The organism is Streptacidiphilus rugosus AM-16 (assembly GCF_000744655.1).
GTDB lineage: Bacteria > Actinomycetota > Actinomycetes > Streptomycetales > Streptomycetaceae > Streptacidiphilus > Streptacidiphilus rugosus.
Genome location: NZ_JQMJ01000004.1, coordinates 300,431 through 324,359, shown reverse-complemented (window position 1 = coordinate 324,359; position 23,929 = coordinate 300,431). Strand labels below are relative to the sequence as shown.

19 protein-coding genes are annotated in these 23,929 nt (G+C 71.7%); 10 read left to right on the top strand and 9 right to left on the bottom strand.

Going from position 1 to position 23,929, the window contains the following annotated elements:
* Nucleotides 1–360: 360 nt before the first annotated feature.
* Nucleotides 361–2,046, top strand: coding sequence for a DUF2142 domain-containing protein (locus tag BS83_RS10290; RefSeq protein WP_198035203.1), 1,686 nt, complete (start codon nt 361–363; stop codon nt 2,044–2,046).
* On the opposite strand, the gene BS83_RS10285 is transcribed toward BS83_RS10290, so the two are convergent.
* Complete coding sequence (locus tag BS83_RS10285; protein ID WP_037603509.1) at nt 1,936–2,568, bottom strand: TetR/AcrR family transcriptional regulator; 633 nt, start codon at nt 2,566–2,568, stop codon at nt 1,936–1,938. The two genes, BS83_RS10290 and BS83_RS10285, sit on opposite strands and share 111 nt — an antisense overlap.
* 118 nt (nt 2,569–2,686) lie before the next feature.
* Here BS83_RS10285 and BS83_RS10280 point away from each other — a divergent pair, with 118 nt between their 5' ends.
* A complete protein-coding gene (locus tag BS83_RS10280; protein ID WP_037603508.1) occupies nt 2,687–3,247 on the top strand; it encodes an NADPH-dependent FMN reductase in 561 nt (186 codons plus the stop codon).
* Nucleotides 3,248–3,321: 74 nt separating this feature from the next.
* Here BS83_RS10280 and BS83_RS48270 read toward each other — a convergent pair whose 3' ends face one another.
* On the bottom strand, nt 3,322–6,891 hold the full coding sequence (locus BS83_RS48270) for a choice-of-anchor D domain-containing protein (RefSeq protein WP_037603507.1): 3,570 nt from the start codon (nt 6,889–6,891) through the stop codon (nt 3,322–3,324).
* Nucleotides 6,892–7,123: 232 nt separating this feature from the next.
* On the opposite strand from BS83_RS48270, the gene BS83_RS10270 reads away from it, so the two are divergent.
* Nucleotides 7,124–8,077, top strand: coding sequence for a trypsin-like serine peptidase (locus BS83_RS10270; RefSeq protein WP_051942897.1), 954 nt, complete (start codon nt 7,124–7,126; stop codon nt 8,075–8,077).
* 85 nt (nt 8,078–8,162) lie between these two features.
* Here BS83_RS10270 and BS83_RS10265 read toward each other — a convergent pair whose 3' ends face one another.
* Both BS83_RS10265 and BS83_RS10260 read right to left on the bottom strand, forming a co-directional pair.
* Entirely contained in the window at nt 8,163–8,693 is a 531-nt protein-coding gene (locus BS83_RS10265) for a GNAT family N-acetyltransferase (protein WP_037603506.1), read from the bottom strand.
* A gap of 68 nt (nt 8,694–8,761) precedes the next feature.
* On the bottom strand, nt 8,762–10,408 hold the full coding sequence (locus BS83_RS10260; protein ID WP_037603505.1) for an AMP-binding protein: 1,647 nt from the start codon (nt 10,406–10,408) through the stop codon (nt 8,762–8,764).
* Nucleotides 10,409–10,669: 261 nt separating this feature from the next.
* Between BS83_RS10260 and BS83_RS10255 the strand changes: the two genes are divergently transcribed.
* Nucleotides 10,670–10,918, top strand: coding sequence for a hypothetical protein (locus BS83_RS10255; protein ID WP_037603504.1), 249 nt, complete (start codon nt 10,670–10,672; stop codon nt 10,916–10,918).
* A gap of 64 nt (nt 10,919–10,982) precedes the next feature.
* Here BS83_RS10255 and BS83_RS10250 read toward each other — a convergent pair whose 3' ends face one another.
* A complete protein-coding gene (locus BS83_RS10250) occupies nt 10,983–12,002 on the bottom strand; it encodes a trypsin-like serine peptidase (protein WP_157597109.1) in 1,020 nt (339 codons plus the stop codon).
* A gap of 39 nt (nt 12,003–12,041) precedes the next feature.
* Between BS83_RS10250 and BS83_RS10245 the strand changes: the two genes are divergently transcribed.
* From BS83_RS10245 to BS83_RS10230, 4 genes are all read left to right on the top strand, one after another.
* Nucleotides 12,042–12,803, top strand: coding sequence for an ArsR/SmtB family transcription factor (locus BS83_RS10245; protein ID WP_037603503.1), 762 nt, complete (start codon nt 12,042–12,044; stop codon nt 12,801–12,803).
* A gap of 121 nt (nt 12,804–12,924) precedes the next feature.
* Nucleotides 12,925–13,593, top strand: a complete 669-nt coding sequence (locus BS83_RS10240; protein ID WP_232248210.1) for an HAD-IA family hydrolase — start codon at nt 12,925–12,927, stop codon at nt 13,591–13,593.
* 109 nt (nt 13,594–13,702) lie between these two features.
* Complete coding sequence (locus BS83_RS10235) at nt 13,703–14,125, top strand: DUF6325 family protein (RefSeq protein ID WP_037603502.1); 423 nt, start codon at nt 13,703–13,705, stop codon at nt 14,123–14,125.
* 82 nt (nt 14,126–14,207) lie between these two features.
* Entirely contained in the window at nt 14,208–14,531 is a 324-nt protein-coding gene (locus BS83_RS10230; RefSeq protein WP_037603501.1) for an SHOCT domain-containing protein, read from the top strand.
* A 179-nt stretch (nt 14,532–14,710) separates the two neighbouring features.
* Here BS83_RS10230 and BS83_RS10225 read toward each other — a convergent pair whose 3' ends face one another.
* Nucleotides 14,711–16,273, bottom strand: coding sequence for a cellulase family glycosylhydrolase (locus tag BS83_RS10225; protein WP_051945314.1), 1,563 nt, complete (start codon nt 16,271–16,273; stop codon nt 14,711–14,713).
* Between the two features lie 346 nt (nt 16,274–16,619).
* On the opposite strand from BS83_RS10225, the gene BS83_RS48265 reads away from it, so the two are divergent.
* Nucleotides 16,620–18,875: a glycoside hydrolase family 6 protein gene (locus tag BS83_RS48265; protein WP_269664848.1), complete on the top strand. Its 2,256-nt coding sequence runs from the start codon at nt 16,620–16,622 to the stop codon at nt 18,873–18,875.
* A gap of 75 nt (nt 18,876–18,950) precedes the next feature.
* Here the strand turns inward: BS83_RS48265 and BS83_RS10215 are convergent, their stop codons facing one another.
* Nucleotides 18,951–19,202: a hypothetical protein gene (locus tag BS83_RS10215; protein WP_037603499.1), complete on the bottom strand. Its 252-nt coding sequence runs from the start codon at nt 19,200–19,202 to the stop codon at nt 18,951–18,953.
* A 46-nt stretch (nt 19,203–19,248) separates the two neighbouring features.
* Nucleotides 19,249–20,235: a trypsin-like serine peptidase gene (locus tag BS83_RS10210; protein WP_232248682.1), complete on the bottom strand. Its 987-nt coding sequence runs from the start codon at nt 20,233–20,235 to the stop codon at nt 19,249–19,251.
* Between the two features lie 240 nt (nt 20,236–20,475).
* On the opposite strand from BS83_RS10210, the gene BS83_RS10205 reads away from it, so the two are divergent.
* Nucleotides 20,476–21,009 carry an NUDIX domain-containing protein gene (locus BS83_RS10205; protein WP_037603497.1) on the top strand — a complete coding sequence of 178 codons (534 nt, stop codon included), beginning with the start codon at nt 20,476–20,478 and terminating at the stop codon, nt 21,007–21,009.
* A 114-nt stretch (nt 21,010–21,123) separates the two neighbouring features.
* Here BS83_RS10205 and BS83_RS10200 read toward each other — a convergent pair whose 3' ends face one another.
* Complete coding sequence (locus BS83_RS10200; protein ID WP_232248207.1) at nt 21,124–23,901, bottom strand: cellulose binding domain-containing protein; 2,778 nt, start codon at nt 23,899–23,901, stop codon at nt 21,124–21,126.
* Nucleotides 23,902–23,929: the final 28 nt, after the last annotated feature.

Here is a 23,929-nt window from a genome sequence, read left to right as displayed (position 1 = left end):
CGCACCGGAGGCCCGCCCGGCTCCGCGCCGCAACTCCCGGTCGGCCGGGCACCGACGGGAACTGACCCGCCGCGCCCGCTTCCTGAGTCACCTCGGGCTCCCACGCCCGCCCGGCGGTGCGCTGGGGGCTCGTTCTGCCGGGCGTTGACGCCCCGTGGGCCCCCTCCGGCGCCTGATCCCCTCGACGCCGTGCGCCGGGGGCCCGCTCCTCGCGCTGACGGGCCGTGACCCGCTGCGTCTTCGCCGCCTGAGTCACCCTCTCTTCCGACGTCCGCCCGGAGGGTTGTGCGGAGGCGGGAACGGCGCGCTGCCCGCAGGCTGGGTCCAGGGGGCGGGCGCGGGCGACCGGGAGGAGCGGGTGTGACTGGCAGCGGTGACGGCCCGGGCGGTGCCTCGGGAGTCCGGCGGCGGGAGTCCATAGCCGGCGCCGCCCGTCAGGTGTCGGCCGGACGGACGTTCCTCTGGGCGTTCGTCGCGCTCTTCACGGTGGGCTGCGGCTGGTGTCTGGCCGTGCCCTACGACGGCTTCGCCGACGAGGCGCGGCACACCGTGCGGGCCTGGTCGGCGGCGGGCGGCGCGCTGGTGTTCCACGGCCCCGTGCAGGGCGACGGAACGCCGCTGATCACCGCGCCGAAGAGCCTCGCACCGAACGCGCCCGCGAACTCGGCCTGCTTCCAGCAGCACCCCCAGATATCCGCCGCCTGCTCGCCCCCGGCGGGGCTGCGCTCGGACGGGCGACGCATGGTCACGATCGCCACGGGCGCCGGTCGGTACAACCCCCTCTACTACGCGATCGTCGGCCAGCCGCTGCGGCTGTGGCCGGACAACCGCGGCATCTACCTGGCCAGGACGTTGTCCGACGCGATGGTCAGCGCCCTGTTCGCGGCCGCGTTCGCGGTCACCGCGTCGGCCGCGCGCGGCCGACGGCTGCTGAGCGGCCTGCTGGTCGCGCTGACCCCGGTGGCGCTGAACCTGTCGGCGGCGATCAATCCGGCGGGCCTGGAGATAGCCGGCGCGGTGCTGCTCTGGTCCGCGCTCGTGCTGCTGGTGGACGGTCGGATGACCTCGCCCTGGTTGGTGCGGGCCTGCGGGGTCGGCGCGGCGGTGCTGGCCGTCGTCAGGGCCGGCGGCCTGGCGTGGCTGGCGCTGATCCTGCTGGTGGGGGCGCTGGGCCTGAGTCGGCGTCATGCGCGGCGGCTGGCCCGCGAGGGCGCCGTCCGCCGCTGGGCCGCCCTGGTGGCGCTCGCGGTGGTGGCGGGCGCGGGCTGGAACGCCTGGCAGAACCCGACCGGCCAGGCGCTGACGCTGCAGCCGGGACAGTCGCGGTGGAACCTGGTCGCCAACGCGCTGAACATCGACGTCTGGGGACGCGGCGAGTACCTGGTCGACGGCGTGGTCGGGCTGGTCGGCTTCGGGGACACCTCCCCGCCCGGCCTGGTCTTCCCGGTGTGGTTCTGCGCCTTCGGCGTCGTGCTGTTCGGCGCGGTGGCGCTGACCCGCCGGCGGGACCGGATCCGGCTGTTGCTGCCGATCGCCGGGACGGCCGCGCTCTCGCTCGCGGTCGACGTCGGGCCCATCAGCCAGGGCTGGTACCTGTCGCAGGGTCGCTACGCGCTGCCCGTCCTGGCGGGAGTGCCGATCCTCGGCGCTTATCTGCTCGCCGAGCGCGGCGTCCTGGACGACTCCTCGCTCGCCAGGCTCGCCCGCTGTTACGTCGTCGTCCTGCTGCCGCTGCAACTGCTCACGCTCTACGCGGCGATGCTCAGGTACCAGCGGGGCCTGCAGCCCGCCGACCCGATCCCGGTGATGCCGGTGAACCCCTTCAAGGGCGCCTGGCTGCCGCCCCTCGGCCCGCAGCTGCCGCTCGCCCTGGCGGCGGCCGGGCTGGCCGCGCTCGGCGTGCTGGTGTGGCGCACCGCCGGGCGGCCCGGGCCGCTACGCGGTCCCGGTGACGCGGGCGACCAGGTCGAGCCAGCCGGCTTCCAGCTCCTGCGCGCCGCGTCCACGGACGGTCAGCAGATGGTCGACCAGGCCGGGATCGAGTGAGCTGAGCAGGGCGCCGGCCAGCAGCTCGCGGTCGCCGGTGACGCCCGCCTGGCCGAGCAGCAGCACGAGGTGGCGTTCGCGCACCAGACGGGCGGGCGCGCTGTAGCGGTGCGAGGCGCTCTTGTCCGCCTCGACGTAGACGTCCCTGTGCTGCCGCAGATGCCGCAGCGCGGCCACGCCGAAGGCGCGCAGCCGCTCGACCGGCGGTGCGCCGGGGCCCAGCGGCGGCGGCCCGAACATGAACGCGTGCTGGAAGTCGCTCTCGGCCTGGTCGAGCACGGCCAGCAGCAGGCCGACCCGGTCGCCGAACCGGCGGAAGACTGTGCCCTTGCCGACCTTGGCCGCGCAGGCGACGGCGTCCATGGTCATCCGTTCGGCGCCCTGCTCGCGGATCAGCTCGGCGGCGGCCGCGAGCAGCTTGGCCCGGTTGCGGGCGGCGTCGGCCCGTTCGGGGACGGGGGAGGAGAGCAGCGCGATCGGCTCGGGGGGCGGGGTGGCTGCCGCTGGGGTCGGCGGGGTCATGAGCCCAGCGTAGCGCGACGCGGACGAACTGGACCGCGGTCCGTTTCGTGTGTTACTTCTAATAACCGGACCTTGGTCCGCTAAGACTCTCCGCCCACTCCTTCCTCCGGGAGATCTCATGTCCGTTCGCATCGCCGCCCTCGTCGGCAGTCTCCGCGCCGGGTCGCACAACCGCCAGCTCGCCGAGGCCGCCGTCAAGCTCGCCCCCGAGGGCGTCGACGTCATCATCGTGGACGGCCTGGCCGAGGTGCCGTTCTACAACGAGGACATCGACGTCGCCGACGGCGCCCCGGCCGCTGCGGCCGCCCTGCGGGAGACGGTCGCCGCCGCCGACGCCGTGCTGCTCTTCTCGCCGGAGTACAACGGCACCATGCCGGCCGTGCTGAAGAACGCGATCGACTGGCTGTCGCGCCCCTACGGCGCCGGCGCGCTCACCGGCAAGCCGGTGGCGGTCGTCGGCACCGCCTACGGCCAGTTCGGCGGCCTGTGGGCCCAGGACGAGGCCCGCAAGGCCGCGGGTATCGCCGGCGGCACGGTGCTGGAGGAGGTCAAGCTCTCCGTGCCGGGCTCCGTGGTCCGCTTCGCCGAGACCCACCCGGCCGACGATGCGGAGGTCGCCGAGCAGCTGGCCGCCGTCCTCGGCCGGATCGCCGCCGCGACGGACACCGTCGCCGCCTGACGCACGCCGCGGACAGCGGAAAACGGGTCGGCCCCGCTCCCAGGCACGGGAGCGGGGCCGACCTGTCCTCGGACTCAGACGTTCCAGACCTGGAACTCCGAGAGCTGGCCGGCGGGCCATCCGGTGTTCGCGGTGACGTTGATCCGCCAGTACCGCTCGGTGCTCGCCGGGAAGGTCAGGGTGACGGTGTTGCTGTTGACGTTGGGGTCGAAGGTGTAGGTCGCCGAGGCCACCACGGTGCTGAAGTTGGTGCCGTCGGTGCTGCCGAGGAGCGACAGCGTCTGGTTGCGGGCGCCCCAGCTGGTGCCGGCCGGGAGCTCCAGCACCACCCGGCTCGCGCTCTGGGCCGAGCCCAGGTCGACCTGGACCCACTGCGGGAAGGCGTTGTTGTTGCTCTCCCAGTAGGTGCTCTGGTTGCCGTCGGTCACGTTGGACGAGCCGTAGGTCTGGGTGTGGCTGGACTCTCCGGTGGCCTTGCCCGCGGCCAGGTTGGTGGCCACCGTGCCCGCGCCGGTGCCGGTCAGGGCGACGGTGAGCGGGCTGTTGGTGGCGTTGCCGTTGACGGTGAGCGTGCCCGTGCGGGTGCCGGACGCGGTCGGGGTGAAGGTGACGTTGACCGTGCAGGACGCGCCGGCGGCCAGCGAGCTGCCGCAGGTGTTGGTCTGCGCGAAGTCGCCCGTGGTGGTGACCGAGCTGATCGAGGCGGCGGCGCTGCCCGTGTCGGTCACCGTCACCGCCTGGGCCGAGCTGGTGCTGTTCAGCGTCTGGGCGGCGAAGCTCAGCGAGGTCGGCGCGGCCGACAGCGTGGCCGAGGAGGAGCCGCCCGCGCTCGGGAAGACCTCCAGGTCCGAGAGCTGCGCGGCCGACCAGCCGGTGTTGCCGGTGACGTTGACCCGCAGGTAGCGGACGCTGGTCGCGCCGAACGGGATGGTGACGGTGTTGTTGTTGGCGTTGGGGTCGAAGTTGTAGCCGGCCGAGCCGACGATCGTCGAGAAGTTGGTCCCGTCGGTGGAGCCGAGGACCGAAAGCGTCTCGGTGCGGGCCGCCCAGGCGGTGGCCGGCGGGAGCTTGAGGACGACCTTGCCGACGCCGTAGCTCTGGCCGAGGTCCACCTGCGCCCACTGCGGGAAGGAGCCGTTGGCGCTCTCCCAGTACGTGGACGGGTCGGCGTCGGTCAGATTGGCGGGGGTGTAGGAGCCGTTGCTGGAGCTCGCCGAGGCCGGGCGGCCGGCGGCAATGTCGGTGGTGCTGTCGATGCCGGTGCCGCTGAGCGAGACCGTGGTCGGGCTGTTGTTCGCGTTGCTGGTCACCGTGAGCGTGCCGGTGCGGGAGCCGCCCGTGGTCGGCTTGAAGGTGACGGTCACCGCGCAGGACGCGCCGACGGCGACGGAGGAGCAGTTGTTGGTCTGGCTGTAGTCACCGGACACCGAGACGCCGGAGACCGTCGCCGCGGTGGTGCCCGAGTTGGTCACCGTCACCGTCTGCGGCGCGGCCGAGGAACCGACCACGGTGCTCGCGAAGTTCAGGCTGCCGGGGGCGGCGGCCAGCACCGGACCGGGTGCGGTGCCCGTGCCGGAGAGGGCCACGGTGTTGGTGACGCCGCCCGCGTTGACGGTCAGGCTGCCGCTGCGCGAGCCGGTAGCGGTGGGGGAGAAGGTCACCGAGACGGTGCAGGAGCCGTTGGCGGCGATGGAGCTGCCGCAGGTGTTGGTCTGGGCGAAGTCGCCGGTCGCCGCGATCGAGGAGACGGCCGCGGCCGAGCCGGTCGGGTTGGTGACGGTCACGGTCTGCGCGGCGCTGGTCGCGCCCGTCGCCACCGAGCCGAAGCTCAGCGCGCTCGGACTGGCCGTCACACCGGTGACCGGGTACGGCGGGTAGACCGGGGTCGGCCAGGGACCGCAGTACGGAGTGCCGCTGATGCCGGAGTTGCCGCCGCCGTCGGTGACGACGAAGTTGCCGCCCTCGCAGTTGTAGACCGGCGAGGGGGCGCCGATGCCGGTGGCGGTGACGTTGGTGAAGCTCGCCGCGCCGCCGGTCTGCTCCTGCAGCGCGTAGGTGCCGGTGCCCGCGATGGTGACGTTGTTGAGGTTGACCCCGCTGATGGTGCCCTCGACCCACTCGACCGCTTCGAAGGGGCTCTGCTCGATCAGCGCGTTGCTCACGTTGATCGGTCCGGTGATCGCCCCCTGGCTGCCGTCGAACCAGAGCGCGCCGACGCCGAACTGCCAGTTCGGGTCGAGGTCGCCGTCACGGATCAGGGTGTTGTTCGAGATCGTGGTGGTGCCGACCGGCGTCGAGGTGAAGCGCTGGCCGACGTGGATGCCGCCGCCCTGGGCGATGCCGCTGTCCTCGACCAGGTTGCCGGTGACCGTATTGTCGTGCCCGCCGTAGATCGCGATGCCGTTGGCCAGGATCTGCAACTGCACCGTGTTGTTCGAGATGGTGTCGTTGGCGTCCGCGCCCAGGCTGGAGTCGGCCCAGGTGGCGATGCCGTCGTCACCGGTGTTGCGCAGATCGCTGTTGGTCACCTTGGAGTTGGTGACGCCGCCGTGGAAGTTGATCCCGTCCGCGGTGGTGTCGCGGATCCGCATCCCGGAGAAGGTCAGCCCGTCCATCGGGCCGTCCATCCAGGCCCCGACCTTGTCGTGCTCGATCCACAGGTTCGACACCGTGGAGTTGCTGAGCGCGCCGCCGATGCCGTTCACCTGGGCGCTGTCGTCGCGCTCCTGGACGTTGCCGAAGATCGCGAAGTTCTGCAGGTGCACGTTGGTGCTGGGGTTGGGCGCCGAGTTGCCGTAGAAGCCGGGCGCCGTGCCGGTGACGGTCGAGTACCACATGCCCGCGCCGGCGATGGTGACGTTGTTGACCGCGATGTGGCCGGGGATGTCGAAGGTGCCCGGCGGGATCCACACCGTGCCGCCCGACCCGGCCGCGGCGATGGCCGCGTTGAACGCGCTGGTGGAGTCCGTCGCCCCGGTGGCGTCCGCGCCCTTGCTGGTGACCGAGACCGAACCGGCGGGCTGCGTCAGCGCCGCGCCCACCTGCTCGAAGTCGGCCAGGTCGACGGTGTAGGAGGAGGCGCTGTCGCCGGAGTCGACCTGGAGGGTGAAGGTGGTGCCCTTCGGATAGGTCGTCGGCAGCAGGCGGTGCACCTCGTCGTAGAAGTGGTGCGGGTTGCTTCCGGGCGAGTTGGTGAAGGGGTAGCTGCCGTAGTACCAGCTGTAGGCGTTGGTGAGGCTGAAGTCGCTCTGCCGGGTCCCGTTGATGTAGAGCGAGAGCGGAGCGGAGTAGACGGAACCGCCCGCGGTGTCGGGGATGCTGTAGCGGAAGTCGATCGAGTTGGTGGCCACCGGCGTGGTGAAGGTGACGTACTGGCCGCTGCCGTTGCCGGCCAGGGTCACCGCCTTGCGGCCCGAGGCCTCGTCGGCCAGTTGGCCCTGGGTGTAACTGGGGCCGATGACAGTGCCGTTGGTGGCCGAGCTCTCGGCCTGGACCTCGGCGTACGGCAGGGCGGCGCCACTGCCGCCGGTGGCCGCCGCCCAGGCGGCCTGGCCGCCTGGGACGACCACGGCTGCGGCGGCCAGCAGGGTGGATCCGGCGGTGAGCACGAGGGCCCGCCGTGGATCTCGGATGGTTCTGAACACCTTTGCTCCTAGGACAGGTGGGTGGAGGAGCGACGGCGCCGGGGGGACGGCGCGAGGGGCGGCGCAAGGGGGACCGTAATGTCTGCGATGCTTCGCCGCAAGATCTCGACATGAACTTGTTGATTACTGGTCTACCTCTTGCAAGAACGTCAGTTGTCGGCGTGCCGACGAGCGTTGACCAGGACGGCGGCCCAGGATGGGCGGTGTCGGGTCCACGAACGGAGAGCGGCGCATGGGTGTGACGAGGCAGAACGCACGGGCGGGCCGCGGCCGGACCGCCGCCGCGGGAACGGCCGCGGCGCTGCTGCTGGCGGCGCTCGCGGGATGCACGAGCGGGGCGGGCGCGCAGCACGTCGCCGGCTCCGCGCCTGCGGACTCCGGCGCCGCCTCGGGTGCCGCATCGGCCCCGGCGACGGCGCCCAGCCCTTCGGGCGGCGCGGTCGTCACCGCCGTCCCCACGCCCTCACCCTGGACGCAGGAGCGACTGCAGAAGGCGCTCTCCGACCACGGCGGGAACACCAGGACGGCGAAGTCGAACGTGGTCACCGCGCGGGTCGGCGCGATCTTCTCGCAGAGCGGCAAGGGCGACCACTTCTGCACCGGCAGCGTGGTGCAGAGCAAGGGGCAGAGCATCGTGCTGACGGCGGCCCACTGCGTCGACGGCGGAAGGAACGGCGGCCCCAACACCGACATCGTCTTCGTCCCCGGCTACCGCAACGGCAGCGAGCCGCAGGGGCAGTGGCCGGTCCGCAGCATCGTCGTCGACCAGCGCTGGGAGGACTCCAGCGACCCCGACCTGGACGTGGCCTTCCTGGTGCTCGGCACCGTCCAGAACAAGCCGATCGCCTCGGTGCTGGGCGGTAACAAGCTCGGGGTGAACCTCGGCTTCGGCCGCACCGTCGCGCTCACCGGCTACCCCTCGAACGCCGGGGAGCCGATCGCCTGCTTCAACACGACGACGCAGCAGAGCACGTACCAGATGAAGATCGAGTGCAAGTCCTTCCCCGGCGGGACCAGCGGCAGTCCCTGGCTCACCTCCTTCGACAAGCAGACCCGCACCGGCACCGTCATGGGAGTCATCGGCGGCTACCAGGAGGGCGGCGACACCGAGGACGTCTCCTACAGCCCCTACTTCGACAACGACGTGCTCGCCCTCTACAACCGCGCGGTCGCGGAGGGCGGCTGACGGCGCCGCCGGCGCTGCCCGCGCCGGGCTGCAGCGCCCCGTTGCACTGTCGCGTTGCACGGCGGGCCGAGCACCCGCCGGGGCATCACGGCCTCAGCAGTCCGCCCACCCACCAGTCGTGCGGCTGGCCGTCGTTGGCGATGCCGCGGTTGCGGAGTGTCCCTTCGACGGTGAAGCCGAGCTTCTCGGCGACCGCACGTGAGCCGGTGTTTCCGGCCATGGCCCACCACTCGATGCGGTGCACGTCGAGCGCTGCCCAGCCCCAGTCGCACAGGGCCCGAGCGGCCTCCACCGAGTAGCCGCGTCCGCGCTGCTCCCTGACCGCCCAGTAGCCGAGCTCCCAGACGCCGCGGCTGACGAGGGTCAGGCAGTAGGAGCCGACCAGGGCGTTGTTGTCCTTACGGAACGCGCCGAGGGTGTAGTCCCTGTCCTCGGCCCACTGAGCGGGCAGCTTCCGGACGACGAGCTGCTCCGCGTCCGTGCGCCGGTACGGCACCGGCACGGGGGTGTAGAACTGGATGTCCTCGTCCTGGCAGGCTTCGTACACCGCGTCCACGTCCGCGAGCGCGAAAGCCCGAAGCACCAGACGGTCGGTCTCGAGTGTCACTGGGTCCATCGCCGCAGTATGCCCGCCGGCAACAGGCGGCCGGCGAAAACCTCGACCGGTCACCGCCGTCACCCGCGTCAGGCGAGGCCGAGCAGTCTGACCGACTCCTCGCGCATCTCCACCTTGCGGATCTTCCCGGTCACCGTCATCGGGAAGCCGTCGACCAGGTGCAGGTAGCGCGGGATCTTGAAGTGGGCCAGCCGGCCCTCGCAGTAGGCGCGCAGTTGCTCGACCGTCAGGTCGGACGCGCCGGGGCGCAGCTTGACCCAGGCCATCAGCTCCTCGCCGTAGCGCGCGTCGGGAACGCCGATGACCTGCACGTCCTCGATGTCCGGGTGGCTGTAGAGGAACTCCTCGACCTCCCGCGGGTAGACGTTCTCGCCGCCGCGGATGACCATGTCCTTGATCCGGCCCACGATGGACAGGTAGCCGTCCTCGGCCATCTGGGCCAGGTCGCCGGTGTGCATCCAGCCCTCGGCGTCGACGGCCTCGGTGGTGCGCTCGGGCTCCTCCCAGTAGCCGAGCATGACCGAGTAGCCGCGGGTGCAGAGCTCGCCCGGCGTGCCGGTCGGCACCGTCGCGCCCGACTCGGGATCGACGACCTTGACCTCGACGTGCGGGTGGACCCTGCCCACGGTGGCGACGCGGTGTTCCAGGGAGTCGTCGGGGTGGGTCTGCGTGGAGACCGGAGAGGTCTCGGTCATGCCGTAGGCGATGGTCACGTCGGTCATGCCCATCTCGGCCATCACCCGCTTCATCACCTCGACCGGGCAGGGGGAGCCGGCCATCACACCGGTGCGCAGGGAGGAGAGATCCCAGCGGCCCGGATGCGCCTCCAGCTGGGCCAGTTCGGCGATGAACATGGTCGGCACGCCGTACAGCACCGAGCAGCGCTCCGCCTGGACGGCGTCCAGCGCCTCGGCGGGGTCGAACAGCTGACCGGGGATGACGATGCAGGAACCGTGGGAGGTCGCCCCCAGGTTGGCCATCACCATGCCGAAGCAGTGGTAGAAGGGCACCGGAACGCAGACCCGGTCCTGTTCGGTCCAGCCCTGCACCTCGGCGACCTGGAAGCCGTTGCCCAGGATGTTGCGGTGCGACAGCGTCGCGCCCTTGGGGCGGCCGGTCGTCCCCGAGGTGTACTGGATGTTGGCGGCGTCGTCCGCGCCGAGCGCCGCCTCCCGCTCGCGCAGCCGGTCGAGGGGGACCTCGTGACCGCTCTCGACGAGCGCGTCCCAGTCGGGGGTGCCGATGTACACCACTCGTTCGAGCGCCGGGCACTCCGCGCGCACCGCGTCCACCAGGGCGACGTAGTCGCTCGCCTTGACCCGGGTGGCGGAGACGAGGAGGCGGGTCCCCGACTGCTGCAGGGCGTAAGCGATCTCGTGACGGCGGTACGCCGGGTTGAGGTTGACCAGAATCGCACCGGCGCGCGCGGCGGCGTACTGGGTGAGCACCCATTCGGCGCAGTTGGGCGACCAGATGCCGACCCGGTCGCCGGGGCCGATCCCGGCGGCGAGCAGGCCGCGGGCGAGGTCGTCGACGGCGGCGTCGAACTCCGCGTACGTCCAGCGCCGGCCGGAGGCGCACTCGACCATCGCATCGTGGTCGGGGTGGGCGCGTGCGGTACGGGCGAGGTCGGCGCCGACGGTGCCCTCGGGCAGCGGCGGAGTGGTGCCACCGCGTCGGTGGGAGAGATGCTGATCAAGCTCGACAGCGGACATGACAACTCTCCGGGTTCGGCGGGTTTGGTGGAACGGAGCCTAGGGGAGGGGTCCGGTCGTGTCGACGGCGACTCGGCGTGGGCACCTGCCTGAGGCTCCGTCAGATTGTGATCATGCCGAGCGGAACGTGTGCGGATTTATTGAAGGAATGCGCGTACATGCCAGAGGCAATTGCGCCATGATGATTGTCCGAACCCGAACTCGCCCGGGAGAGCCGTCGACGTGGGCCGTCATGCCAACGAACCCCTTCCGCCTCCGGCGGTGACCAGAACCCATCTGCGGGTGCTGTCGACCCTGCTGGCCCGGCACGCGGCCGACCTGCCCGACGAACGCCTGCTCGACGCCGACCGCCAGGACGCGGTGCGCCTGCTCGCCTGGTCGACCTCGGCGGCGGCGCTGGCCGCGGCGGCCCTGGCCGAAGCCGACCCCCAGCAGGCCAGCCGCTATCGCAGCCAGGTCCGCGACACCCTCGCCGAGGCGCACGCCCTGGCCTGGTACCCGGGCGCCTGACCCCGCGGCCCGCGCCGGCGCCTGTGCGACATGCGTTCCGCCCGATGTCCCGCCGGGCGTTCCGCTAGACGTTCCGGGCGCGGGCGATCGCGGCGCGGTAGAGGGTGGCGACGCGGTCGCTGAAGTAGGAGCTGTAGGAGATGTCGTCGGTGTAGCCGCCCTCCTCGAAGCCGCCGATCACCCCCACGACGGTGCCCTCGTCGCCGGTGGGGCCGCCCTGGCCGGGAATCAGCCACGGGCTGCCGCTGGTGCCGTCGCTGTAGCCGGTGCAGTCGATCCGCATCTGGGTGGCGCTGAAGCGGTCGACCAGGTTCGAGCAGGTGATCGGTTCGTCGGAGACGTCCGGGTAGCCGGTGATGGTGACCAGGTGGTCGAAGCCCTCGTCGACCGCGATCCTGTTGGCGCCCACGACCTGCTCCACCGTGCGTCCGTCGAGCGGCTTGAGCAACGCGAAGGCGACGTCGACGTCGGCGTCGCCGTCCGCGGTCCAGGTCGGGTCCTCGACGGTCGAGGCGATCTGCCAGACGCCCAGCGGAGCGTTGCCGTCGCGGTAGCCGGGGACGAAGACCTTGTCCTGGTCCGTGCCGCTGAGGCAGTGGGCCGCCGTGACGATCATGTTGCCCTCGGGGCTGTCCACCACGCTGGCGGTGCAGTAGTGGGTGCCGCCCAGGCCGCCGGTGAAGAGCGCGCCGACGCGGTCGTCGACCCGGTTCGCGGGGGCGGTGTGCGGATTGCCGAGCTCCTCGCTCGGCATCGCCGCGCCGGTGGCTCCCGCCAGGGCCAGCGCGACCAGCCAGGCGACGGCGGGGCGGGTGGAACGGCGCCGGTCGCCCGCGGCGGTCGGCGCGGCGGCCGCCGGCGGCGAGAGGGTCTCCTGCGGGGGGAGGTCCGAGGGGCGGGCCAGGAGGGCAGGCTCCCGCCGATCTGATCGGCGCTGGCCGGGGAGAGGCCGCGCCGGGTCGCGCCGGACAGGGCTGCGCTGAATGGAGAACAGGGGGACCTCGCAGCGTGCGTGGGGAGGTTGCGGACATGCTGCCCTGTTGTTGCCGCTGGTCACAAGCCCCGACCGGGAAAAATCACCCATTCCTTGACATGTGACCGAATGGTCACCTATGGTCGAGGCGTGGACGAGGTATTCAAAGCCCTGGCCGATCCCACCAGGCGCGCCCTCCTCGACGCGCTGTTCGAGAGCGACGGCCAGACGCTGAGTGCGCTGGAAGCAAGGTTCGAGACGAGTCGCTTCGCCGTGATGAAGCACCTGAAGCAGTTGGAGCAGGCGGGCCTGGTCGTCACCCGACGCCAGGGCCGGGAGAAGCTGCACTTTCTCAACCCCGTCCCGATCCGGCTGGTCCACGACCGCTGGGTCAGCAAGTACGCCGAGCCCTGGGCTGCGGCGCTGAGCGATCTCAAGCGCAATCTGGAGTCGACCATGGAAAAGGTCTTCGAGATCTACATCCGCACCACTCCCGAACGCCTGTGGCAGGCGATCACCGACCCGGAGATCCGGGCCAAGTACAACTTCGGCGCCCGGATCACGGGCGAGCCGGTGCCCGGCGGCGCGTTCCGGATGTCCGCGCCCGGCGCGCCGGGCCCTCTCGGGGAGGGCGTCCATCTGGAGGTCGATCCGCCGCGTCGGCTGGTGCAGAGCATGACGGCGCTCTGGAGCGACGAGGTCAAGGCGGAGGGTACGACCAGGGTCACCTGGGAGATCGAGCCGGTCGGCGACTCCTGCCGGCTCACCGTCACCCACGACCAGCTCCGCGAGGGTGCCAACGAGGAGCTGTACGGCGGCTGGCCGATGATACTTTCCGGCCTGAAGACCTGGCTGGAATCGGGGGAGCTGCTCACCACGCCGGGCTCGCTCATGTACGGCAGCGGGGCCTGACGGCCCGCTCCGCGTCGGACGGGGCGGAAGAGGACTTAGGCCCCTTGGATGATCCGCTGATTCGGGAGAGGCTGGAGTGGTAACCGACCACCCTCCCGGACGCGAAGGACCAGTCCCCGCTGTGAGCGCGCACCTCTCCGCCCCCGCTGTGCTGACCGCCGATGCCGTGCTTTTCGACAACGACGGCACCCTCATCGACTCCCTGGACTCCGTGCGCAGATGCTGGCGCCGGTGGTCGGAGGAGTTCGGCGTGGGTGCGGCGCGGCTGGACGAGGTCGGCTACATCGGCCGTCCGGCCCGGGAGGTGATCGCGGATCTGCTGCCCGGGCCCGAGGCGGACGCGGCCGTGGCCAGGGTGCAGCAGCTCGAGCTGGCGGACGCCGCCCGCACCAGACTGCTGCCCGGCACCGAGGAGTTGCTCTCGCTGCTGCCCAGGGACCGCTGGGCCGTCGTCACGGCGGCGGCGCGGACGGTGGCGCTGCGCCGGCTGTCCGCCCTCGGCCTCACCGTGCCCATGCTGGTCGGCGCGGAGGACGTCAGCCGCGGCAAGCCGCACCCGGAGGCCTACCTGAAAGCCGCCGGGCGGCTCGGCGTGGCGCCGAACCGCTGCGTCGTGGTCGAGGACTCCCCGGCCGGACTGGCCGCCGGACGGGCGGCGGGGATGCACACCATCGCCCTGACGACCACGCACGACCCGGGAGAGCTCGCCGCCGACGTGCTCGCCACGGATCTCTCCCAGGTCGGGCTCCTGGTGGAGGCGGACGGCTCGCTGGCCCTGCTCGTCGGCTGACCGCGCCCGACCCGCCCGTGAGGAGGGAGCCCCGGTCGCCCGGAGCATGCGGCGGGCGGAGGATGGAGGGAAGGGCCCGCCGCCAGGGCTCATGGAGTGGAGGGCGACGATGGACATCGGACCGGTCGAATACGCGGTGATCGCCTTCCCCGGGAACAAGTTCAAGGGCGACATCGCCCCCGAGCTGCGGCGCCTGACGACCGAGGGCGTCGTCCGCATCATCGATCTGACGTTCATCAAGCGGGACGTCGACGGCACCGTCGAGATCCTCGAGCTCGACGCGCTGCCGGCCGACGAGGCCGCGGCCTTCGCGGACGTCGACGGCGAGATCGGCGGGCTGCTCAGCGACGAGGACCTCGCCTCGATCTGCGAGGAGATCCCGCCCGACAGCTCCGCGGCGATCATCGTCTGGGAGAACTCCTGGGCGGCGCGGCTCACGCGCGCGCTGAGGGAGGCGGGCGGTGTGCTCGTCGCGCGCGAGCAGGTACCCGCCAGCGTGGTGGCCGAGGACCTGGCCGCCATCGGCCAGTGACGTCTCCGCCCGGAAGCGCCGCTCCGGCGGGGTCACGGCCGAACTGCTTCGCCGTGGAGACCGTGGAGACGAGGAGAAGATCATGATTGGTCGTCGCGTCGGCCGGGGCGGGCGCCCCGGACTCATCGGCACCGCAGCCCGCACGGCCGTCGTCGCCGGCACCGCCACGGCCGTCTCCGGACGGGTCGCGGCCCGACACCAGCAAGCGGCCGCGGCCTCGCAGCCGCCGGTCGCCCCGCCGCCCCCGGCTGCCCAGGCTCCCGCCGAGACGGCAGCCGCACCGGCGCCGGGCGCGCTGGACGACCAGGCCCTTGCCAACCTGGAGCGGCTCGGGGCCCTGCACCAGCAGGGCATGCTGACGGACGAGGAGTTCGCCCAGGCGAAGCAGCGCATCCTGACCACCTGACCCGCAGCCGGATGCCGGAGGGGCGAGTTCGGCCTCGGACCGTTCCGGGTGCACCTGCGCCACGCGGCCAGGGAGGGGGGCGGTGCAGCGGTGCGCCGCACAGCCCCCTGTCCCACAGCCCCGTCCCACGGCCGCCGACCTGCGCATGCCCTCGGCGGCCACGAGCATCCCGGGGCGGGCTAGCCGAGCGTCGCCAGGTGGGCCTTGAAGCCGGCGCCGAAGGCGGTCGGGGTGCCGTCGTAGGCGCTGATCAGTGCGGGGCCCGAGCTGCAGTCCCAGGTGTTCCAGGTCCACGCCAGGTACGAGGCGCCGGCGCTGTCCAGCCAGGGCAGCAGGCTGTCCAGGTAGCCGTGGGCGCAGTCGTTCTCACCCAGCTCGCCGGTGACCAGCGGCACCTTCGCCAGCACCGGGGAGAGCTGGGAGTTCCAGCAGGAGCTGTTGGAACAGGTGTTGAAGTTGTAGGAGTGCCAGGAGGCGGCGATGTTGCCGGTGGGGTCGGTCGGCTCGTAGGCCGACCACTGGGTGAGGTCGTTGGAGTACGCCAGGCCGCCCAGCATCACCACGTTGGTCGCCCCTGCACCGCGCACCGCGTTGTCCATCGACTGCATCCCGGCGACCGCGTAGCCGATGCCGGGGCAGGTGCCGCCGTCGCGCCAGCAGGCCCAGCCGCTGGTCTCACTGCCGGTGGCCCGCTCGGGGTAGGGCTCGTTGAAGAGGTCGAAGACGACGGCGTTGTCGCCCTTGAAGGTCGAGGCGACGGAGCTCCAGAAGGGGATCGCACCGGCCGCGTCCGGCATCGGCTTCTGGCAGGTGGCGGTGGCGGACGCGCAGCCGGAGGAGTTGCCGGTGTAGGCGCCGTCGGTCCAGTGCAGGTCGAGGATGACGTTGAGGCCGTTCTTCTCCAGCAGTGCCACATAGGCCTTGACCGCGTCGATGTAGTTCGCCCCGGCATAGGCCGCGCTCACGTTCGAGTGGGCCAGCCAGCAGTCCTCGTTGAGCGGGACCCTGACGGCGTTGATGTGCCAGGAGGTCATCGCGGAGACCGAGGTCTGGTCGACCGGGCCGTCGAACAGTCCGGTGCCCTGGACGCAGGCGAACTCCGCGCCGGAGCGGTCCACGCCGTGCAGCGTGACGGTGCGTCCGGACGCGTCGACCAACTTGTTCCCGGACACGTGCAGGGCCGGCGCCGCGCCGGGTGTCCCGGTCGGGCTCGCGGAGGGACTGCCGGTCGGGCTGGGGCTGCCCGTCGGGGTCGGGCTCGCGCTCGGGCTGGCGCTGGCGCTCGCGGACGGGGAGGGCGAGGCGTTCGGGCCGCAGGCGAGGCCGTTCACGGTGAACGAGGTCGGCGCCGTGTTCGCGCCGGAGTAGGAGAAGTTGGCGTCGGTCGTGTAGGAGCCGCCGGGGGCGATGCTCGCGGCCCAGCTGGGCGCGGCGACGGAGACGTTGTGGCCGGACTGGGACCAGGTGCCGTTCCAGCCGGAGGAGAGAGTCTGGTTGCCGGCGTAGGCGTAGCCGAGCGTCCAGGAGGAGAGCGGGGCGCTGCCGGTGTCGGTGATCGTCACCGCGGCGGTGAAGCCGCTGCCCCAGTCGTTGGTGACGGCGTAACTGACGCTGCAGGCGGGGCCGTTGGTCGCGGCCGGTGTCGCGGCCGGCGAGGCCGAGGCCGGGACCAGGGGGATCACCGCGGCGGCGCAGCCGCCGAGAGTGGCGGCGACGGCGGCCAGTTGAGCGCGTGGACGCATGCGCATGGAGATGACGCTCCTTCATGACTTCGAGGTGGTGGACCCGAATCGGAAGCGCTCCCACGCCTGCCCGCCGCCCAAGGTAGCGACAGGGAGCGGTCGGGGGACAGGGATCGTGCGAAGGTCGGTGGAACTTTCCTGGCCACGGTCAAGACTCTTGACGGTCCGTCGGATGCGGTCAACGATTGGGAGCGCTCCCACCCTCCCCGTTCCGATGACGGGTGCGGTCCCGCTGTTTCCGACAGTCGCCGTTCCGGGAAATCCCCTCCGGAACTCCGGCTGATCTGGGACCGCTCCCATCGTCCTTCCGTCCACAGAGAGGCAGTACACAGTGGCGCACCCACCCTTGCGCAGACTGCGTGTGGCGGCCGCGGCCGCAGCGCTCGGCGCGGCCTGGCTCGTCCCGGTCGCGGCGGCACAGTCGGCGCACGCCGCGGTCACCCACCTGGCCAACCCCTTTGTCGGGGCTACCCCGTATCTCAACCCCGACTACGTCGCCGAGGTGAACTCCCAGGCGAGCGCCGACGGCGGCACCCTGGGCACGGCCGAGGCGAAGGTCTCCGGCTACCAGACCTCGATCTGGATGGACCACATCGGCGCCATCGCCGGCGACAGCACCCACCGCGGCCTGCAGGCCCAGCTCGACAACGCGGTGGCGAGCGGCGCGAACCTGTTCGAGGTCGTCATCTACGACCTTCCCGGCCGGGACTGCGCGGCGCTCGCCTCCAACGGCGAGATCCCGGCGACCGCCGCCGGGCTCACCGAGTACGAGTCGCAGTACGTCGACCCGATCGCGGCCATCCTGGGGAACAGCAAGTACAGCAACATCAGGATCGCGGCGATCATCGAGCCGGACTCGCTGCCGAACGCCGTCACCAACCAGAGCAAGGCCGCCTGCCAGACGGCCACGCCGTACTACGAGACGGGCGTGGAGTACACGCTCAACAAGCTGCACGCGATACCGAACGTCTACAACTACCTGGACATCGGCCACTCCGGCTGGCTCGGCTGGTCCAGCAACATGGGCCCGGCGGCCCAGGAGTTCGCGAAGGTCGCCAAGGCGACGACGGCCGGCATCTCCAGCGTCGACGGCTTCGTCAGCGACACCGCCAACACCACTCCGCTCGACGAGCCGTTCCTGCCCAACTCCACGCTGCAGGTCGGCGGCAACCCGCTCGACTCGGCGAAGTTCTACCAGTACAACCCGTACTTCGACGAGCACACCTACGACGAGGCGATGCACGCCTCCCTGGTGTCGGCCGGCTTCCCGAGCTCGGTGGGCATGCTCATCGACACCTCCAGGAACGGCTGGGGCGGCTCCGCCCGGCCGACGGCGCTCAACTCCTCGCCGACCACGGTCGACACGTACGTCGCGGCGAACAAGGTCGACCAGCGCCCGTTCCGCGGCGACTGGTGCAACGTCAACGGAGCCGGCATCGGCGCCCGCCCGACGGCGCAGCCGTACGGCAGCAGCGACCCGATCATCGCCTTCATCTGGGTCAAGCCTCCGGGCGAGTCGGACGGCGACTACCCGACCGCCACGCACAGCCACGGCGACCCGCACTGCGACCCCAACGGCACCCAGACCGACGGCAACGGCGGCACCTACCCGACCGACGCCATCCCCGGCTACGACGTCCCCGCCGGGCAGTGGTTCGCGGCGCAGTTCCAGCAGCTGGTCGGCAACGCCTACCCGACCCTGGGCGCCTCCTCCGGCGGCGACACCACCCCGCCGAGCGTTCCCGGCGGCCTGAAGGTCACCGCGACCACGTCGAGCAGCGTCTCGCTGTCCTGGACGGCGTCGACGGACAACGTGGGCGTGACGGCGTACAACGTCTACCGGGGCGGTACGAAGGTCGCGACGGTGACGAGCGGCACGAGCTACACGGACACCGGTCTGTCGGCGTCCACCGCCTACAGCTACACGGTCACGGCGCAGGACGCGGCGGGCAACGTCTCGGTGGCCTCCTCGGCGGTCAGTGCGACCACGTCGGCCTCCTCCGGCGGCGACACCACCCCGCCGAGCGTTCCCGGCGCTCTGACCGTCACCGGGACGACGTCGAGCAGCGTCTCCCTGTCCTGGACGGCGTCGACGGACAACGTGGGCGTGACGGCGTACAACGTCTACCGGGGCGGTACGAAGGTCGCGATGGTGACGAGCGGCACCAGCTACACGGACACCGGTCTGTCGGCGTCCACCGCCTACAGCTACACGGTCACGGCGCAGGACGCGGCGGGCAACGTCTCGGCGGCCTCCTCGGCGGTCAGCGCGACCACGTCGGCCTCCTCCGGCGGCAGCGCCGGGTGCACCGCGACCTACTCCATCAGCAGTGACTGGGGCAGCGGCTTCAACGCCAACGTCACGATCACCAACACCGGCAGCAAGCCGACCACCACCTGGCGGGTCGTCTGGAGCTTCGGCGGCAACCAGACGGTCTCGAACATGTGGAACGCCACCTACACCCAGTCCGGGTCGACGGTGACGGCGGCCAACATGAGCTACAACAACGCCATCGCCGTCGGCGGCAACACCAGCTTCGGCTTCGGTGCGACGTACAGCGGCACCAACGCCGCGCCGACGCTGACCTGCACGGCCTCCTGACGAGCCGTCCGCAGGTCAGTGCTCAGAAGGGGCCCCGCCGCTCTGAAGCGGCGGGCCCCTGTGGGGTGGGCGTGGTCAGCGCGAGCGGGCGCCGGTGCGGCGGGTGCGGCGCGCGGTCCGTTTGGCGATGCGGCGGGCCTGGACGTGGGGGTGGCGGGTGAGCCAGAGGTTGTAGCCGACCGCTCCGACCGCCAGGGCGACGGCCAGCAGGAGCCAGTCCTGCCACGGCATGCCGATGACGATGCCGAAGGCGATGGCGACGGCGGCGCTGCAGGCGGCGTCCTGGCGGGAGAGCAGGAGGGCCTTCTTGATCTTCGATCGGGACACGCGCGAAGCGTAGCGGGTAAGGATCTTGCCCGCTACGCGCGGGGCGTCAGGTCAGCGAACCCTGCGCCTTGTAGAGGGCGGCGACGGCGGTGTCGAAGTAGGGGCTCTGGTCCCACCCCGTGCTCAGGGTGACCGTGCTGGTCACCCCGTCGACGTAGCCGAGCCGGCTGCTGGTGTTGTACGAGCGCAGCCACGGGCCGCCGCTGGCGCCCTGGCCGTAGCGGCAGTGGATCTGGACCCGGGTGGTGCCCCGCTCGGGACCGGTCCAGCCGGTGCAGTACATCTGGACCTGAGCCTGGTAGTAGTTGCTCGGGTAGCCGAGCACGGCCACGGGCGTGGTGCGGCTCGCGTTCCAGCTGAGGCCGTTGCCGCCGGTCACGTTGACCAGCTTCCTGCCGTTGTTCGGCCAGGTGGTCACCATCGCGACGTCGCGGGCGAGGCTGCTCGACGTGATCCACGCCTGGAAGGCGCGGAACGACTTCGCCGCGAAGACCCCGTAGGGGGCCGTGCCGTTGTGGTAGTCCGGCACGTACACCCACTTGGTCATCCAGGTGCCGCCGCGTCCCCCGTGCACACAGTGGCCGGCGGTGACGACCAGCTGTCGGGAGGGGCTGTTCAGCGCACTCGCCGAGCAGGAGTAGTCGGCCCCGTTCCTGGGGTTGTGGAAGAACACCCGGCCCGCCGCCGACGACGCGAAGACCGTCTGCGGCGACGGCCGCGCCGGGCCGCCCGCCGTGCGCTCCGCCGGCTGCGGCGGAACGGACGCGGGCCTGCCGGCGACCGCGGGCGCCGGGGACGTGGCGGTGAGTGCGGCGCCGGACGGCAGCAGGTCGAGCGGGGTCGCCTTCCGCATGCGCTGCGGGGTCCAGTAGGCCTGCGAGGCCGCCGCGGACCCCGCGCCCGAGTCCGCGGCGGTGACCGCGACCGTCGCCGCAGCCTGCAACTCCGGTCCGGGCGTGGCCCCTTGGCCCACCCCCGGAGCGGTCAGGGTGATCAGGCCCGCCGCCGCGACCGGCAGCAGGACCTTTCGCATGACGCGCACGTATGTGCTCCCTCGTCTCGTCGCAGCCCGGAAGCGCTGCGATCGTCCACATCGTGGTGCGGCATCGGCCCGGCGGTCGGTGCCCGGCCGACGTTCGGTCACCGATCATGCTGCGCGCGGCGCACCAGCGGCCAGGTCATCCCACCGGCCATTTGTGACCGGGTGTCGGTTCTGCCTGGCCAGCCGCGAAAAACCCGCTGCCGACGCCCGCCGCTGTGGTGTGCTGGGTGCATGACAGAGCACGCACCCACCCCGTTCGGCACACTGCGGATCCGGACCGGGGCGCTGGTCTTCTGCGGTGAGCGGATCGCGCTGCTCCGCCGCGAGCGCCCCGCCTCCGTCCACTACACGCCTCCCGGCGGCAACGTGGAGGCGGGGGAGGATCTGCTCGACGCCCTCGCCCGCGAGCTCGAGGAGGAGCTCGCCCTCACGCCCGGCCACCACACCACCCCGCAGCTGTTGTGGGTCGTCGACCAGCGCGTGAACCGCCCCGGCCCGACACCACCGCCGCGCAAGCTCCACCTGATCTACCGCCTCCACATCACCGAAGGCGTCCGGTCCCGGCTCGCCACCGAGGAGTACGACGAACAGCCCGACGGCAGCACCGAGACCGGCTTCGTGGAGTGGATCGACTACCGCCGAGCGGCCTCGTTGTCGATCTTCCCGCCGATCGGTCCCGCCCTTGCCGCGCTCCCGCATCCCGACGCCCCGGTCCTCGACGCGGGGCTGCCCGCCGTCACCGACCGGAACTACACCTGGGTCTGAGTCCGCGGCCCACAGCCGAAGGGGGCCGGTGCGAAGGCAGGGCGAGGTGGCCGCGGGAACGTGACCGGCCGCCCGGGAGCGAGTGCTCCCGGGCGGCACGGCTGAGGTGTGGCGTCAGGACGTTCGGAGGGCACAGGAGGCGCCGTTCAGGGTGATGGCGGTGGGTGGGTTGTTGCTGCCGGTCCAGGTGCCGTTGAAGCCGAACGAGGTGGAGCCGCCGGCGGCGATCGTGCCGTTGTAGGAGAGGTTCGTGACGCTCACCGTGCTGCCGGACTGGGAGTAACTCCCGTTCCAGAGCTGGCTGACGGTCTGGCCGTTCGGGAAGCTCCAGCCGACCGTCCAGCCGTTGACCGGTGTCGTGCCGTGGTTGACGAGTGTCACGTTCGCGCCGAAGCCGCCCGCCCAACTGCTGCTGACGCCGTAGTCCACCTCGCACCCGGTTCCGGTCGTGGCCGAGCCGGAGGGAGAGGGTGAGGGGGAGGCGCTCGCCGAGGGCGAGGAGGACGGCGAGGTGGACGGGGCAGAGGACGGCGAGGCGGTCGCCGAGCCCGTCGCGCCGCCGCCGACCTGATCGCCGTAGATGATGCCCCGGCCGTTCGTGCTCAGGTAGACCCGCCCGTAGACGCGCGGGTCGCCCGTGATCGCCGCGCCCGTCCAACCCCACTGATGCTGGTCGTCGTTGATGCGGACCCAGTCGGCGCCCGCGGTGTCCGAGCGGAAGATGCCGCGCACCCCGCCGATCTGCGCGCTGGCGTAGAGCGTCGGATAGCCGCTGCCGGGGGCGGCCTTGCCGAAGCCGATCGCGTCCGCCTGGTCCACGCCCGCCACGCGGGCGAAGTTCGCACCGCCGTCGGTCGAGTGCCACAGGCCGTAGGCGTTCGCCGTTGTGGCGCCGCCGGCCAGCCAGATGTCGCCCTTGACGCCCGGCAGGGCCTTGAAACGGACGTTGCCCACTGTCGGGAGCCCGACCGCGCCCGTGGCGCGGAAGGTCGCGCCCGCGTCGGTGGAGACGTAGAAGGAACCGCCGGAGAAGCCGTAGAAGGTCTTCGGGTCCGACCGGTCGGCCTGGACCGTCGCGCCCGCGGGGATGCCGGTGGAGGCCGCCCAGGAGGTGCCGAAGCCCGCCGAGTGGTAGACGCCGGTGCCCGTCGGACTCCAGACCGTGGTGTTGCCGTCGGCGGCGATCGCCACCGTGCCGCCTCCGGTCACCCCGCTCGGTTCGCTGCCAGGGGCGAACCAGTCCGCGCCGTCGTCCGTGGAGAAGCCGATGTGCTTGTCCGTCGAGCCCGAGGCAAGGTCGCCGACGCGGACGATCCAGCTCGGATTCGCCTCCGCGAAGTCGATGCCGGTCGAGGTGGTGAAGGTCGGTGTGGTGAAGATCTTCGAGGGGACCTGGGTGACGTCCGTGTGCCGGAAGCCGCCGAGGTCGCCGAGCGCGCTGAGCAGCGGCGCGCCGGTCGGCGGGCTGATCAGGCCGTTGACGGCGGTCTCCTCCAGCCCCTTGACGACCGGGGCGATCGCGATCTTCCTCCCCGCGTCGAAGTCCGTCAGGTCGCCGGTGCCGTACAGGGTCGCGCCCGTGCCGAACAGCATCCGGTTCGGATCGAACGGGTCGATCGCGAGGGCCTCCGTCATCCAGCCCAGCTTCGGCGCCTCCTCCGGTGCGGAGGGGGTGGTCCCGAAGGTCAGCCAGGGGACGCTGCTCGCGTCGACGGCGTACTGGTCCACCCTGGTCGGGTAGCCGTTGTAGGACCAGAAGGGTTTCCAGGTCGCGCCGCTGTCGGTGGAGCGCCAGATCTGGGTGTCCGGCCACCAGGAGCTGTACGCGGTCACCATGACGGTGCCCGGGTGCTCGGGGTCCACCGCGAGGCCGCTGTAGCCGAACCAGTCGTTGCTCGTGTCCGTCGAAGGGACCGGGCTGACCTTGGTCCAGGCCCCGGTACCTGTCGCGTACTTCCACACGTCGCCGTGCGCGCCGTCGTAGGGGCCGCCGGTGTCGCTGTACGCGACGAAGAGGTTGCCGCCGGAGGCGTCGAGCACGCCCTTGTGCGGGATGAAGCCGGTCGGCTGGCCGGTGACGGCCGTCCAGGTGACACCGCCGTCGTTGGAGCGGTAGATGCTGTGGGCCGGGTCGGCGACGCCGACGAACATGGTCCTGGTGACGCCGTCGACGGTGCCGCTGCCCTTGTCGAAGGCCTCCCACAGGACGCCTTCCGGGTCGCTCTGGTAGCCGGTGGTGTCGGAGGGGACGGGCGCGTAGGGGCCGGTGTCGGGAAAGGCGGAGACCTTGGCCCAGGTGACCCCGTAGTCGGCGCTGCGCCACAGCCCGTTGCCGCTCTCCGCGCCGAACCAGAGGACCTTGTCGTTGTTCGGGTCGATGGTCAGCCGCTCGCCCATGCCCCGGCCCGGCATGTTGCCGCCGACCTTGAAGGGGAGCGTGGTGCGCTGCCAGGTCGCGCCCTGGTCGGTGGAGCGCAGGATGGCGCCGTCGTTCGGGTCCCAGCTGTTGGTGTAGCTGCCGGCGGCCACATAGACGCGGTTCGGGTCGGCGGCGTCGGTGGCGAGACTGAGCACGCCGGTGAGGTTCCAGTCGTTCCAGCCGATCGAATCGAGCAGCGGGATCCACTGCTTGGTGCCGGGATCCTGCCGGTACGCGCCGCCCACGTCGGTGCGGGCGTAGACGAGTCCGGGCTGCGACTGGTTGAAGACGATGCCCGGCACGAAGCCGCCGCCGCCGATCTGCACGTTGTTCCAGGTGTACGACGGCGACGAGGCGGACAAGGCGGACGAGGCGGCAGACGACGGTCCGGCGGTCAGGGCGAGACCGAGGGCGGCGACGGCGCCGGCGGCCGCGAGCAGGCTCGCCAGGGGTCTCATGGGTCGATGGCGCATGGCTGGCTCCTTCGCGGGGGTGGCGCGG